At 65.5% G+C, this 15,534-nt stretch carries 6 protein-coding genes; all 6 read right to left on the reverse strand.

Going from position 1 to position 15,534, the window contains the following annotated elements; genetic code table 11:
* Positions 1–69: 69 nt before the first annotated feature.
* A complete protein-coding gene (locus C1725_RS15290) occupies positions 70–3,309 on the reverse strand; it encodes a hypothetical protein (protein WP_102412432.1) in 3,240 nt (1,079 codons plus the stop codon).
* Positions 3,302–3,655 (reverse strand): hypothetical protein, encoded by a 354-nt coding sequence (locus C1725_RS15295; RefSeq protein ID WP_102412434.1) that lies wholly within the window; start codon positions 3,653–3,655, stop codon positions 3,302–3,304. The genes C1725_RS15290 and C1725_RS15295 overlap by 8 nt, the downstream gene beginning before the upstream one ends.
* 40 nt (positions 3,656–3,695) lie before the next feature.
* Positions 3,696–4,487 (reverse strand): hypothetical protein, encoded by a 792-nt coding sequence (locus tag C1725_RS15300; RefSeq protein ID WP_102412435.1) that lies wholly within the window; start codon positions 4,485–4,487, stop codon positions 3,696–3,698.
* A complete protein-coding gene (locus tag C1725_RS15305) occupies positions 4,484–12,748 on the reverse strand; it encodes a coiled-coil domain-containing protein (RefSeq protein WP_102412437.1) in 8,265 nt (2,754 codons plus the stop codon). Before C1725_RS15305 ends, C1725_RS15300 begins: the two co-directional genes overlap by 4 nt.
* A gap of 12 nt (positions 12,749–12,760) precedes the next feature.
* Positions 12,761–13,717: a hypothetical protein gene (locus C1725_RS15310; protein WP_102412439.1), complete on the reverse strand. Its 957-nt coding sequence runs from the start codon at positions 13,715–13,717 to the stop codon at positions 12,761–12,763.
* A gap of 352 nt (positions 13,718–14,069) precedes the next feature.
* Entirely contained in the window at positions 14,070–15,521 is a 1,452-nt protein-coding gene (locus C1725_RS15320; RefSeq protein WP_102412442.1) for a hypothetical protein, read from the reverse strand.
* Between the last annotated feature and the right edge of the window lie 13 nt (positions 15,522–15,534).

Consider the following 15,534-nt stretch of genomic DNA (forward strand, 5'->3'; position numbering starts at 1 on the left):
ATACCGCCGTCACCGCCTTGCACGCCGTCACCAGCGCCCCGCCGTTCACCACCCGGCAAAAGGTCGCGCTCATGTCCTCACCTCGCTCAAAATCACCATAAGGTCAAAGGCAGGCGGCGCGGCCAGGCATACGAGCGTCAGCTTGTCGTTCGCGTCCACCCGCGCGCCCGCGAGCAAGACGCTTCCGATCTGCGCGCCCTGTACGGCGACGTCCACCCGCTGCGTCGTGCTTCCCGCGATCGTTCCCGCGCAGTCCACGGTTTTCTCCTGCCAGCCCTGCGCGTTCGCCGCCCAGCCGCTTGCCGGGATGTTGATCGTCTTCCTGCCCTTTTCAAAGACCGTCCCCGGCAGGTCCGTCTTCAGCGCGTAGGCCGAAGCCGCGCCGAAGCCGTCCAGCTTCGCCTTGTCGCCCTTCGCCATCAGGCCGTCCGCGCTTCCCGTCGCCAGGCCGTACGTCGTATCGTTGTCCGCGCCCCACGCCGCTGTTCCGTCCGCGCTCCAGCGCAGGATCTGGCCGCTCGCGCCGCCTGCCGGGATGTGCTTGTTCCCCGCGTTCGTCGGGTGCGCGTAGTTGTTCGCGTTCGTCGCCACGCCGTCCAGCTTCGCCTTGTCGCCCTTCGCCATCAGGCCGTCCGCGCTCGCCGTCGCCGTGCTGTACGTCGTGTTCGGCGGCGTCTGCCAAGTCCCGTCCCCGCGCAGGTATTTGCCCTGTGTGCCGGCAGCCGGGGCCGGTGCGAGGCCGTGCGCGCCTGCTGCGTCCGCCGTCGCGCCCTTCATGTCGCTGTACGTCGTGTTATTATCGGCGCCCCACGCCGCCGTGCCGTCCGCGCTCCAGCGCAAAATCTGCCCGCTCGCGCCGCCAGCCGGGATGTGCTTACTGCCAGCCGCCGTCGGGTGCGCGTAGTTGTTGGCGTTTGCTGCCACGCCGTCCAGCTTTGCCTTGTCACCTTTCGCCATCAAGCCGTCTGCGCTTTGGGTTGCGACGCCGTACGTCGTGTTCGTCGTCGGCGGAGTATAGCCTAGCGCACCCGTCACGTCGGCCTTTGCAAGCCCCGACCACGCCGCGCTTCCCGCCGCCGCACCCGCGCGGAGGAACTTGCCGCTATTGCTGGTGCCCGTCGCGGGTACGTGCTGGTTGCCGTCGCCCGTCGGGTGCACGTAGTTGTTGGCGTTTGCCGCCACGCCGTCCAGTTTCGCCTTGTCGTCCTTCGCCATCAGGCCGTTCGCGCTCGCCGTTGCGACGCCGTACTTCGTATCCTGCGTCGGCGGGGTGTATCCCAGCGCGCCCGTCACGTCGGCCTTTGCGAGCTCCGACCATGCCGCGCTTCCCGCCGCCGCGCCCGCGCGGAGGAACTTGCCGCTGTTGCCAGTGCCCGTCGCGGGCATGTGCTGATTGCCGTCGCCCGTCGGGTGTGCGTAGTTGTTGGCGTTCTCCGCCACGCCGTCCAGCTTCGCCTTGTCGCCCTTCGCCATCAGGCCGTCCGCGCTCGCCGTCGCGACGCCGTACGTCGTGTTCGGCGGCGTCTGCCACGTGCCGTCCCCGCGCAGGTACCGGCCCTGTGCGCCTGCCGCAGGCGCGGGCACGAGCCCCGCCTCGCCCGCCGTATCCGCCGTCGCCCCGCGCATGCCGGGCAGGTTGTCCACGCTTCCCTTGGACGCGAGCAGCGTCCAATAGGCCGCGGCGGGCGGCGCGCTCTCCGCGCCCGACGTGTGGGACTGAAGGCATACGTAGCTGCTGTCCTCGTACAGCACGAAATGCTGCACGTCGTCGCTGCACAGGTACTGCACACCGGCCGTCCAGGCGCCCATCGCCGTAAGCCCGCGCCCCCGCGGCCCACGCTCGCCTCTGGGCAGGCCCAGCGTCAGCAGCTTGTGCCCGCCTTCGGCGGTCGCCACGCTCGCGCTCGCCGCCGCGCCGACGTCCAGCGTCCGGGCCGACGCCTCCGCGCGCGCCCAGCCGTCTGCGGCGTCCACGGCGGCCTGCGCGTCCAGCAGCGCCTTTTCGCTGTCCGCGGCGCGCTTCGCTTCCGCCTGCTCCCGTCCCGTCTCAGCGCTCTTTCGCGCGTCCTCTGCGGCTGCTCGCGCCGTTTCCGCATTCTCCCTGCCCGTCTCCGCGTTCTTCCGCGCGTCCTCTGCGGCTACACGCGACGCTTCCGCATTCGTCCTGCCCGTCTCCGCGCTCTTTCGCGCGTCCTCCGAGGTCAACCGGGCGGTTTCCGCCTCCGCCCGCTTCGTCTCCGTGTTCTTCCGCGCGTCCTCTGCGGCTGCTCGCGCCGTTTCCGCATTCGCCCTGCCCGTCTCCGCGCTCTTCCGCGCGTCCTCCGAAAGCAACCGGGCTGTTTCCGCCTCCGCTCGCTTCGTCTCCGCGCTCTTCCGCGCATCCTCGGAAGTCTCCCGGACAGCCTCCGCCTCCGCTCGTTTCGTCTCTGCGCTCTTCCGCGCGTCCTCCGAAAGCAACCGGGCTGTTTCCGCCTCCGCTCGCTTCGTCTCCGCGCTCTTCCGCGCGTCCTCCGAAAGCAACCGGGCTGTTTCCGCCTCCGCTCGCTTCGTCTCCGCGCTCTTCCGCGCATCCTCGGAAGTCTCCCGGACAGCCTCCGCCTCCGCTCGTTTCGTCTCCGCGCCCTTTCGCGCGCCCTCTGCGGCTGCTCGCGACGCTTCCGCCTGCTCCCGCTCTGTCTCCGCGCTCTTTCGTGCGTCCTCCGCCGTCTTGCGCGCATTCTCCGAAGACGCGCGGGCGGTCTCCGCGCCCTCCCGCTCCGTCTCAGCGGCCCTTCGCGCGTCCTCCGAAGACGCGCGGGCGGCTTCTGCGCTCTCCCGTCCCGTCTCAGCGCGCTCTCGCGCGCCCTCCGAAGACGCGCGGGCGGTTTCCGCGCTCTCCCGTCCCGTCTCAGCGCGCTCTCGCGCGCCCTCCGAAGACGCGCGGGCGGTTTCCGCGCTCTCTCGCTCCATCTCCGCGCCCGCGCGCACCTGCTCCGCCACCTTGCGCAGCGCCTCTGCGCCGTTACGCTCCGCTTCCGCCGACGCACGAACCTCTTCCGCGCCGTCGCGCTCCGCTTCCGCCGACGCCCGCTGCGCCTCCGCTCCCTCGCGGCCCCTCTCCGCAACGGCGCGCGCGGATTCCGCGGCCGCGCGTCTCTGTTCCGCCTCGACGCGCACCGCCTCCGCTTCCCGCGTCAGCGCCTCGGCATCTCCGGCAGCCCGCGCGGCCTGCTCCGCCGCCAGCGCCGCTTTCCTCGCGGCCTCCGTCTCCTCCGCCTCCAGCCGCACGATCATCTCGCCGCTGTTCAGCTCCACGCACATCTCAGACATCACCCACCACCTCCAGCACCTCAAAGCCCGACGGCGCAAAGGGCGTGACGACCCGCTCCCCGTCCGTCACGCGCCCGTCCGTCACCGTCGCGCCCAGCACGTAGCGAAGATCCCACAGATACCCGCCCGGCTCCAATTCCTCCGTGTCCGCATTCACAAAATGAAATCGCGCCGTGCCCTCCGCGTCCGGCGTCTCCACCTTCTCGATGACCGCCGCGCCGTCCTCTCCGCGCACCGTGAGCAGCACCCGATCCGCCTCGCCCAGCGTCACGCCGCGCGCGCTGGCTACCAGCGTCCCCGTATCTCCGCGCGACACCCGTATCCGTTTCCCTCTGATCTCAAACATTTCTTCTCCCGCCTTACGACAAGTATCTGCCTACACGACGTCATGGAATTACCTCTCCTACGATCACCATAAGCTCAAACGCTGCGGGGGGAACGGCCAGACATACCAGCGTCAGCGTATTGTCCGTGTCTACTCGCGCGCCCGCCAGCAGTACCCTACCGATCTGCTCCCCCTGTACAGCCACATCCACGCGTTGGGTCGTGCTCTCCTTTTTCGTTCCCGCTATGTTGACCGAGAGCTCCTGCATACCCTGCGCGTTCTTCGTCCAGCCGCTCGTCGGCACGGACACGGTCTTCCGCGAAACCTCCGTGACCATGCTGCCAGGCGTTCGACGTTCGACTTCCTGGATGCGTGCTTCCCACTTTTCTCCTTCTGTCGTCAGACTTGCCGCAGCAGCGTTGGCGCGCCCCGCCGCCGCGTCCGCTCCCGCGACGGCGCCGTTCACCTCGACCACGAGCTGCGCCCACGCGTCCGCCTGCGCCTGCGTCACCTCCGTGGAGGGCGCGGGCCGCTCGATAGGCGAGAACGTCACCCGGTAAAGCGTGCGCTTCTTGAGCTCGGTCTCGATCACGTACACGTAGGCGTTCACCGTCCGCGCCCGCTGCAGGTAGACGTCCGGCACGTCCGCACGCCACACGCCCCCGCGCTTGTCGAACTGAGCGATGCGCGCCTCCGCCTTGGCGTCGCCCTCGTAGCCGAAGTGCACCTCGACTGCCACGCCCCCCAGCTCGCCCGGCAGTCCGCTGAGCTCCAGCCCCTCGCCCGTGTCGTACTGAAACACGTCCGAGGCGATCGCCTCGCGCGACTGCCCGTCAAACGCCGCGTAGATCACTGGCCCGCCTCCTTATGTTTTTGTTTGGCCCACTCGTAAGTCACACCAGCCTTGCAGATGCTGCTCATCTCTTTCACCAGCTCAATGCGCTCCAAATCGTCCATTTTTGCCCACTTGCGGCTCTCCAAGGTCTCGCGCAGACCTGGCACGATGACCCGCTTTCCCTTGTTGTCTATCGTTGTACCTCCATCAAAGAGCAGCCGGCCGAAGTCCATGTTATAGGCTGCGCGCTCCTCAGGCGTCAGCGTACAGCTGTAGCTGTCCTCGCCCTGATTCAACCTTAAGCTCTTCGCATACGTCTTCGGCACCGTAAGGCTGTATTTCGCTCCGTACAACGGGTTGCCCGGCAGCCAGCTCCCGTCGCTCGTCCGGCCTGCGATCTCCAGCAGCTCCGCGAGTGCCGGGTCGTTGCGGGGCGCGAGCGTTGCCGTCGGCGCGAGGAAGCTGTCCAGAAAGTGCGCCACGCCGCTGTAGGCCGCGTTCTGGCTCATCGGCTGTCCGGTCACGTCCACTTTCACCGGCAGCGTCTGCCGCCATCCCGGTATGGCCGCAACGACGCTCTGGTTGAAGGCCTTTTGCCACTCGTTTTCAGCGCTCGTATCGCGCACATAAGGGTCAATGGTTTTGGCGATTGCCCGCAGGTTTCCGGGCACCAGCATGCCCATCGCGCTGGACGCGAGGCCTGTGCTGATGTTCACCGCAGGGCTCTCCGAATTGCCCCGCAGGACGCTGGTCAACGACTGCATGAAGCTGCTGTCGAAGAGCTGATCGCCCATGTCGCACAGCCCGCCAATCGTGGCTGCCCAAAGCGCTTCATCGTTCTCGATCCGCTTGCTGAAGCTCGCACCCAGCACCAGCGGGCCCGCCATGGGCAGGGCCCATTCGATCTCATGCTGATTGCCGTTCCAGTCCACGATATAGGCGCTGTACGGCACGCCGTTTGCCTGCATCAGGGCGGCCTTGTCCTTGTCGTCCTCGTCTCCGCTCCCGAACCTGAGCACGCCCCCCGCGCCCAGCAGCATGCCCGCCAGCATCAGCCCCGTGCCTGTCAGTCCGCGCCCCACGCCCATGACAAAATCGCGCTGGTTAAATTCCCCGTTTCGGCTGCGGCTCGCGTACCAGCCTTTGCGCAGCAGCGCGTCGATCAGGCCGACGGGCGAATACTGGGCCATGCGCGTCACGACGTTCGTCGGCGTCTTTGCAAAGGGCACAAGCAGTTTGACGGCGAAGCCAAACTTCCCCTGGGCGATTCGCGAAAGGCCTGCCGTTACCGCGTTGTCCTCCTGGAAGACGCGCTCCAGCGCCCTGGCAGTCGCCTCCTGCCGTGCGGTCTTAACGTCCAGCGCCGGGTTCAGGCGGCGCAGCACCGCCAACTCTTCGGCGTAGCATTGCTCGTAAAACGGCCGGTCGCCGATCTGCATGGAAAAGTCCACGAGGGCCTTCGCCGCTTCCAGCCATTCGGTCTGATAGGTGCGGCCCCGCGCGCCTACCGCGTACTTCGCGCTGTGGCTCGTGTCGGCCTTGTCCACAAAGTAGTCGGCCCAGGTATTGGCGACCTCCTGTGCGAAAGCCCTGCGCGCGGCCCTGGCCTCTGCCCTCGTCGCAAGCCCCGTCGTGCGCTCTCCCGTTTCCCGCGCGACTGCCTGGTCGACCAGGCTTGCGACGGCGGTGCTCGTAAGCTCCAAAGGCCGGGTGAACACGTTGCTCAGCACATTTTTGATCGCGGTCACATACCGCTGCAGCATGTTCATGTAGAGCAGGCCGGTTCCCTTTTCTCCCATATGCACGGGCATGGTATTCCCCGCCGCCTCGTAAGCCCTCGCCAGGGCCAGCCGGGCCTCGCGGCTCGTCACCGCGTCAAAGTCCGCGTCCGCCTCCCCCGCCGCCTGCGACTGGTTCATGAACTCCTGCATCTGCGAGGCGATATAGTTGAGATCCGCTTCCGTCGTCACCGCGTACCCGCGGCGCATGTACTCCAGCTGCTCGATCAGGTTCAGATGTTCGCCGCCTCGCGGGAGGCCTGGCGTCGCGATGATCGCTGCCAGCATGCGCTGCTCGACCGTTGCGCGGTTGTAGTGTATGCCCGGCAGGGACACGCCTTCCAATCCGTACTCGCGGATGAGCGCGCGCTGCGCGTCGTTCAGCGGTACATGCCACCGGTTGTTCCCGCCGTCGGTCTTGATTTCAGGGCCCGCGGGCAGCGCCGTCGTCACGCGCTCCACAGTTCTTTTGATGTCTGCCTTTCGGCTTTTCTCATGCATGCCGGATAAGGCTTTCCGGTTGTACCCCTCGACGCGCTTCGTCGTCTCCGCGAGGGCCCCCTGTACGGTCAACCGGCTCATGATCTTTCGCGCTTGCAGCGCTTGTCCCAGCTGCGTGCCCTCCCGGTTGTAGCGGTCCAGCAGCTGCGCTGCCAGCAGCAGCTCCCCGTCCTGAATCGCGTGCGCGACCGTTACCTGCGCCAACGCCACGTCGTCCGCGCTCAGCGCGCCTTCGCGGCTCAGCACCTCTGCGGCCGCCGCCTCCGCGCCCATCTCCTGATACGCGTTGTAGGCTCGAACGATCTGCGCGTCGTTCGTGTCCGTCCCGTAACCGCTGTTCTCCGCGAGGCCGCGCCGGATGCTCGCCGGAATGTCCTCGAGGGTCTGCGCGGTCTGCGAGCCGAATTGGCGTTGGCCGAGAGAATGCTGTGCATCGTTTGGCGCTTTTTGCGTAGACTGGGTGTTGACAGCAGGAGCCGATTCGGTTATACTGTTGTTACCATCCGACCTAATAATCGATGCGTTTGCATCGGTTGGGACGTGAGGGGGGATTTCCCCTCTCACAGGGCCCCTAACGCTGGTCGGGTGGTTTTCTATTTTTTTCACCCTACCTATGTTGTAGACTGTCTGTCCTTCTTCGTTTTGCGCTGTCGAAATCGTCATTTCATAACGCTGCCCGTCATAATCCTCAAAGTAAGCTTGACGATATCTCCAGCCAAGTGCTGCCAGCTTTCCGTGTCTTCCGTTTTTGTCTGGGCTATTCGGGCGTTCCTTACCGAGGTCTGTCGATACGAATGCGACTTCATCCAAATGCGCCGAAGCGTTCAGCTTTGTCTTATAAAGTGCATCACTCTGCCCCTTGTTTCTGCTTCCCGCGTGCCACTGGCTCTTTTCCGTGATTCTTAACGTATCACCGTCGAGGGTTTGAATCGTGACGTCCCCGTTCTTTCGGATTGTGTCCTGTATGTACCTCTGGATCTCGTCGTTCCACAGCTTCGGGTTATCGCTCAGAACAACCTTGCGATCCGCTTTGACGTAATATCCCCTGTCATCCTGCTCGATCGAATGCTGCTCTCCCCCGCTCTGCGCGGGGGCTTTTTCGTTCAGCGCCTTTTCAAAGAGCCGCTGCGCCCGTCGGATGTCCGCATACTGCGGATCGCTCCTCCGGCGGCCCAGGCCGCTGATGAAATCCCGGATGGCGTCGTAAATGCGCTGCGCCAGGCTTCGATTGGAGCGCACCAGTCTGTCGATGTCCGCCTCGCTGGCGTAAACGACCCTGCGCGCCGCCTCCGCGACGACCTCGGCCCTCGCGCTCACATCGTCCAGCGTCCTCCCAAAGGCTTCATACTGCGCGCGCTTTGCGTCTATGGCCTCCTGAACGGCTGCGTTGTCGCCGCCATAGGCGGCGTTTAGCGCGGCCTCCGCGAACCCTGCGTAGCTCTGCGTGCCTTCGATCGTGTGCGTCAGCTCGTGGATCGCAACCGCCTTGACAGCGGCCGCGCCATCGAGCGCGTCGCTCAGTACAAGCACGCCGCGCGTGCGGTCGTAGTACCCCTCGTCCCCCGCCGCGAGCTGCGCAAACTCAATGAGCGTGCCCGTCCGCTGCGCCACGTCCGATACAAACCTCTGCACAACCGGATCGCGCAGGCTGCGCCCGGCAAATACCGTCTCGACGTCCGCCGTGTCGGCCTCCGCGTCCGCTTTAGCCTGTGCCTTTACCTGCTCCGCGGCGGCCCGCAGCTCCAGCGCGGCCTCAAGCGTCCGGGCTGTCCCCTCCGCCGTGCCGTAGGCCTTGACATTCTCCTGCCACGCCTTGCGCATAGCCTGCTGCTGCTCCGCGGGCAGGGCGGCTATCGCGTCCCGTGCGTCGCGCATCACGCCGGACAGCACGGCCGTCTCCGCCTGCATGCGCGCCGTCTCCGCCGCCAGCGCTGCCTGCGTCGTCGTAACGCGCTCCCGTGCGTGCAGGAGATTGCCCTGCGTGCGCTGTAGCCGCGTCAGCGCGTTCTTGTACTGCTTCTTTGACTGCTCCAACACGATCCGGTTTTCGCGCGACGGGTCACGGCTGTAGGCCGCTGCCGCCTCGTCGTATCGCGCCTGCGCGCGGCCCGCGCTTTCCGTCAGACCCGCAAGGCTTTCTGTCAGGCGGGCCGCGGAGCGGTTCGCCTGGTCAAATTGCTTCTGTGCACTTGCGACACTGCCGGAAGCCGCCTTTTCCGCCGCCGCCTCGAGCTGCGCGTCGGTGGCGTCCGCCAGCGTGAAGCCGGGCACATAGGCCCCGGCCGCTTCCCCGTATTCCTTCTGCGCCTGCTGCAGGCTCTCCGCACGGATCGCGTCCAGAGTATTCAGCTGCGCGTCCTCAAGCGCCCTGTTTGCGGCGTCCGAGGCAGCCTTCTTCTCCGCATAGGCCTTATTTGCCACAGTCGCTCTTGCACTGGCAGATGCCGCGGCTTGCGCGGCTGCCTGCAGCTCTTTCGACGCAGCTTTGAGCTCTGCGCCCTGTGCGACGGCCACGGCATCCACCGCGGTGACCTTCTGCTCCTGTGCACCTGCCAGCGCCGTGTCTGCCGCGTTTTTCTCGGCCTGCGCCTCCGACAGCGCCATGTTCGCGCTGTCCGCCTGCGCCTGCGCTTCCGGGGTGTTCAGTGCACCGGCCGCGACCTGCTCCGCCGTGAGCGCGTCCGCGCGGTTCCGCACCGCGTCTTTTTTGATCGTGTCTGCCTCTTCCTGACGCGCGGCCGGGCTCAATTCGTTCAGCTCTGTCACCAGCGCCGCGACGTCTATCGGCCCGCCGTCTGCGGCTTTGACATACTTGCGCACGGTGTCGCCGATTTTGCCCGACGTCGACGACAGGAAGAACAGTGCGGGCGACGTCAGCAGCGAAGCTTTGCTGCCCTCAACACCTACCTGATGCGCCTGCAGGAGGTTTAAATCACCGTCGACAAGCATCTGCTGGATGCTGTCGTTGATAGTGCCCTCCAGATACTCCTGCCCGGCCTCAATCAGCGTGTTTCCACCCAGCTCTTTCGCAATATGCGCGCTGGTCAGCAGGACGCTTTTCAGGCCCTTAGCGCCCTGGTCCTGTGCAATTCGGCCGGCGCCCGCCGTCACGCCGCTGCCAAAGATCATGCCCGTGTAACGCTCAAACGGTATGCTTTCCGTCGCCATCGTCGCGGCGAAGCTCAGGCTCGCGCCCCACTTGGATTTATTCACGTCCCCGCCGGTCGCCGCCATGTAGTCATAATAGTCGTTGCCGTACTCGGGCAGGCCGTAGCCGATGGCGAGGCCCAGCGTCGGGCTGCCCGACAGCGCCGTCACCAGGGCGCCGCCCGTGAGGCTCTCTACGTTCGTCGTAATATTCGCGGATGTGTCAAACAGGAGACGCTCATTCACCGTCATGTGCTCGTCCGCAAAACGCTTCACATCGGCGGCGCTCTGGGTAAGGTTTGTGCGGGCGTTTTTGAGCAGGTTAAAATGCGCGCGCGTGTCGATCGGCACGTCGAAGATGTCCGGCGTCTTGGCGATCAGATGCAGCATGCGATCGCGCTCTGCCTCATCGGGCTGGCCGTAGGCGATCTTCAGCAGGTCCGCGCGGAGTGCCGCGCGCGCGCCCGAACCGTAGAACATCGTGTAGTCCTGCGCGTTGTTCGTCACGAGCTTGTCCGCGGGCTTTTCCACAAGACCCACGCCCGCGCCCACCACGCCCGCAGCGAAGTCCAGGGTTCCAGCTTTCATGCCAAGGCCCGCAGCGCTCCACATACCGACGCCCTCGCCGCCTTGCGCGATGAGCGCGTCGACCTGCTCGTCGCCCATGAAAAAACGCGCGATCTTGTACGAATCGTCCGTGATCTCCCCGCTCGCGACCGCCCGGGCGATGGGCTCGTTCCACAGCGTGTCGTACCTCGCCGTCGCATAGGAGACGTAGTCCGCCGCCGTGCGCGCGCGCTCAGGATGCCCCGCCCAAAACGTTTCAAGCGTCATGCCCAGCGCCGCCGCGTACTGCTTTTCCCGCCTGAGTGCGTCCCGCGCGTAGTCCACCATCGTCATGTAGTCGTAGTCGCCGCCGGCCAGATCCCCATAGAGGATCTCATTTTGCAACTGCTCGTCCACACCCGCGTACAGATTGTAGAAAAGCGGTTCCTGATCCTCGAAGACGTCGATACTGTCCAGGTAACGTAGCACGTTTCGATCCGCATCAGTCGTCTGGCCCAGAGCGTCGTTCGTCAGCGCGACGCCGACCATGCGGTCGAGCTGCGCGCGGGCCGTCGCCTGTTCATGCTCGCGCTGCGCGTCCATCTCCGCCCTGACGCCTGCCTCGCGAATGACGTACTCGCCATAGCGTTTTTTGGCGGCCGGGTTGGCACCGTAATAGGCCCCCAGGTTCGCGTATCCGCCCGCCTTCGCCGCCTGCAGGTCGTCCGCCATTCCCAGCAGCACCTCGCCGCGCTCCTGGTCGGTCAGGTACTCGCTGTCCGTGAGCGCCAGCACGTCCATCGCGCTTTCGCCCAGATGAGATTCGCGCATCCCCGTGACGAAATAGTTTTCCCGTTCCAGCAGCAGCTCGTTGTTCTCCGCGAACGTCTGCGCCATCCGCTGCTGTTCAGGGGACAGCTCGTCCAACTGCCCGCGCTTGTAGTAGATCAGCGCTTCTTCGTCCGTGACGGTCCCGGCCGCGTCCAGCAGTGATAGACGTTCGCTTTGCCTCTGCGTCAGCGACAGTACCAGCTGCGCGCGCACGGGTTCCAGCGATTCGCCAAATGCCCCCGGTTGCTCTGCGATCTGCCGGTCGAGCGTGGCGATCTGTCTCTCGATGTCCGCGATTTCCTCGTCGACCTTCTTGAGCGCGCGGGCATCCGACGAATCCGCGAACCCTGTCGTCGATTTCTCAGCTGCGTTTGTCTCTGGCGCAGGCGGCCCCGCGGGCGTATCATACATTTTCCCCGTCGTCACCTGGGCTTCGCCGCTTGTGGCTTCTCCCGGCGTTGCCATAACTTGTTCCTCGCCGCTTGCAGCCACCACTCTCATGGCCGTTGCCGGCGCGTCCGCCTCTTTTGTGTCCTGCTGCCCCGCCGTCTCACCAGGTGTCGGTCCGGCTGCATAATCCGGCGAGCCTCCCGTGATCTCCAGCCATTTCTCCGCAAGACCCTCGATCATGCCTTTTTCGGCTTTTCCCTGATCCTCCTCAGCCTTCGGCGTCGCCGGTACGATATAGCTCTGCCCGCCATACTCCGCGTACAGCTCAGCATCCTCGGTGGGCTTATTCAGCGTCGATGCACTTGTGCGACCAAACTCGCGGTAAAGCGGCGATCCCTCGTACTTTTGCAGCCTTGTGTAGATGTCAGCCGCCTCGCGCCGCTTCTGCTCGTCAGGGATGCCCTGGATCATCCGCTCGACGGCCAAGCTGTCGAGCCCTGCCGCCGTAAACTCCTGCCCGCGGCGCAGCTTGCCCACGACGCCCTTATCCGTGCTGCTCCGCAGGCGCGTATTCAGCTCATACAGTAGCTTGTCGTCTTCCCGGATGGCGTTTTTCGCTAGCCGGTTCAGCTTGGCCTCGTTCCGCTCCACTTGCAGATCGTTCAGTGCCCTCTGGTTCTCCGCCTTCGTCTGTGCCGCCTGCTTGTCCAGCTTCTCCAGCGCGGATAGGCCCTGCTTGTAGGTCAGCGTCTGGTTCGGGTTGTACAGGCTGCTCTGCTTATCGCGCGTTGCGTTGGTGTACAGCTCCAGCGCACGGCTGCGCTTCTCCGGGTCAGAAATGCCGTGAAGCACCTGCATCGCGCTGTCGCCCCCGGCGCGCAGCTTCTCCTGCGTCTCGGCCCGCCGCCGTTCCTCATGCTCCGCGAGACTGCGGGACAGATCCGCCTTGCTGCCGTTCGTCTCCCCGCGCAGCGCACGCTCCCGAGCCTCCCGCGACTGTGCCTCCCGCGACTGTGCCTCCTGCCGCTCGCGCTCTTCCCTTTTCCGCTCGGCTTCTTCAACGGCCGATCGCTTTTTGCTCTGCATGCGTACGCCCCCTTAGTAGGTTGTTCTGACGTTCTTTCCGTTTTTCTGTGACGGGGAAATCCACGTATTCCCAAATTTGGTCTTCTTCCCTGCGACGTCGTCCTCGAGGATGCCGGCAAGCTCGTCGTCCCCGCTTATGCCGCTTCCGCCGGAGCCGCCGCCGCTCCCGCCCGACGAGCCGCCCCAGTATTCCGTGGTCTGCGTGCTCGTGTCCGTGCCGTTGACCTTCTGGTTCTGCCAGCCGCTGGTGTTCTCCGTCGAATTCGTCTGACCGCTCGTCTTCGTGCCCATGGACAGGTCCACCGCCGTCAGGTAGTTCTGGTTCTTCGCCTGATTTGCCGCCATTTGGCGCTGGTACTCCTGGTCGTACAGCTCCTGCAGATAACTAGAGATGTTCGTCTCCTTGTCTGTGGAAAGCCGCCCCAGCGTCTCCGCAAGTTGTTGCGTCAGCTGCGTGCGCTGCGCGCCGATCTGCCCGGTCTGCCGGTTCGCGTCCTCGTCGATCTGCGAGAGCGCCTTCGCGCGAGCAATGTCGTTGTTTGAAAGCGTGCTCGTCGTGTAGCTCGACCGGCCCATGCCGCGCGAGAGCGCGCCCGTCTCGATGTTCGCGCGCGCCTTGTCATAGGCCGCGTTCTGCGTCTCCTTCTGGCGCGAGATGCCCGAAAGCAGATCGTCGAGCTGCTGCGAAAGCGCGAGATCGGTCTGCTGCTGTTTCTGCTTGGCCGCCTCGACCTCAGCGTTGTATAGGGGGTTGTAGCGATTCTCCGCTGCCTGCCGCAGCTCTTCCTCGCTGCGGGGCGTGTAGCCCATGTCCGCGAGGCCCGCAAGCAGCTGGCTCAGGAGCTCTTGGTTGACGACCTTTTGTGTAGACTGCTGACTGCTGCTCTGCCCCTGCGACTGGCTTCCGCTCGTACCCTGCGTCGAACTGGACGAATGGGTTGTCGTCGTCACCGTGCTGTTCTTCGCCATCTCACTTCACCTTCCATGCGTAAAATGCGCCAACCTGGCCCGCGGCGTCATATCCCGCGCCTGGTGACTTGTTCTCCGACGTCAGCAGGATGTCGCCCACCCGCGGCTCGTGCCTGCTCAGTGTACGGTAAATATCGTCAAGCGCCGCGCGAAGGGCTCTTGTCAAGGAAACCATGTACCTTGACGCCCCACGGGGTTGCTGTATTTCCTGTTCTATAATTACCGGCAGCGCCGGAGGCTGTAGTTTTCTCACTCCAGCTCCTCCTCTTTTTACGGCCCGCGCCCTTCGCGCGCGGGCTACGGCACGGCGATTTTTTAAATCGCGCGTGCCTACTCGTCGCTGGCGTGATCCTCACTCCAGCTCCTCCTCTTCCGCGCTGACCTCGATGCCGCTCGGAATGCTCCACGCCTGCACGCCTTCGTTTTCCAGCGTCAGCCGCCAGCGCACGCCGCGCACCGGTATGCGCACGCGGTAGCTCCGCCCCTCCGGGCATAGGCTCACGGCACGCTCCTTGCGCCTTTTTTCCGTCTCCAGCGTCAGGCGCAGCACCGCGCCGTCGCCGCCCCGCGCGAAAAAGCGCAGGATAAAGGCTTCCTTACGCGTGCGCTTTGTCGCACCCTCCATCCAACCCGTCTGCCAGCGGCAGGAAATCGGCTGTCCGTCGTAGCTCGTGCCCGCGCCGTAGCGGTAAACGCGAAACGGGTCCTGGCTCGACGTGAAATAGACCTGTCCCTCGCTTTCCAGAAACACCCGCACATAGATGCCCCGGCGCACCATGAACGTGCGCCGGATGGTGTCGTACTCGATCACCGTATTGTTGAGAACGCTGCCCACCGGCAGCGCCAGGTAGTATACGTGGCCGCAAACGACGCCGCTGGCTCCCTGAGCGTTCCCGACGGCGCTCAGCGCCTCGTACAGCGCGTCCTGCGCCAGGAGCTGCGCCGACACGCCGTCGTACACGCCGACCTCGTGCCCCGTCAGGTAATACATCCGTGTACCGTCCACGGCGATGGTGTTCTCCGCCGCAGGCGCGTCCGCGCCGTACTCCTGCGTGACGACGAAGCTGGAAGGGTCCGTGCCGCGCACCTGGTAGATGCTGCGGGTCTTGAGCGCGATCAGGTACGCGCCCAGCTCGCGCAGCGCGATGAAACGGTCGCCATCCCAGGTCGGCTGCAAAATCTGCCCGCCGCCCAGCTCCGGGTTCTGCTCGTCCGCCGTCCAGTTGAACGGGTCATAGGGCCGCGAGTAGTACAGGCTGTCCGGCTCGTCCTCCACACCCGCGCCCCAGATGCGCTCCGCGTGCCTGCCCAGCACGCCGAACCGGGCAGGCGTCTCCTTGCTCTCCACGCGCAGGTCGCTGCCGTACAGCGCCTTCATGCCGTCTTTCGCGTTCGTAAGGATCAGCACGTCGCAGGTCACGGCGCTCTCGCCCTCTCCGTCCACCGTCTCGTAGGTCACCCAGTCCCAGGCGTCGCTGTAGAGCGGCCCGGCGAGCCTGCACGTCCAGCCCGCGTCCCCGGCGGTGTAGGTGTAGATGCCGTCCAGCGTACAAGCCACGAAGACCTCGCGCTGGTCCTCCGCCGCGTTCCTGCGGTAGAGCCGCGCCAGCGTACCGATCTGGGCATACGCCCCCGCCCCGCTCTGCACCGCGATGGGCGGCAGAAACGCCTCGTAGCCCGACGCCGACGCGAGCGCGCCGCGTTGTGTGCTCACGTTGTAGGCGTCGTAGGCGTACTTGCCCGAAAGCCCGCTGTCGCCCGCCGCCTGCCACACGCCCTTAAAGTCTTCCAGCCGCGCTATCACCCCGGCACCTCCT

This window comes from Beduinella massiliensis (genome assembly GCF_900199405.1).
Lineage (GTDB): Bacteria > Bacillota > Clostridia > Christensenellales > Aristaeellaceae > Beduinella > Beduinella massiliensis.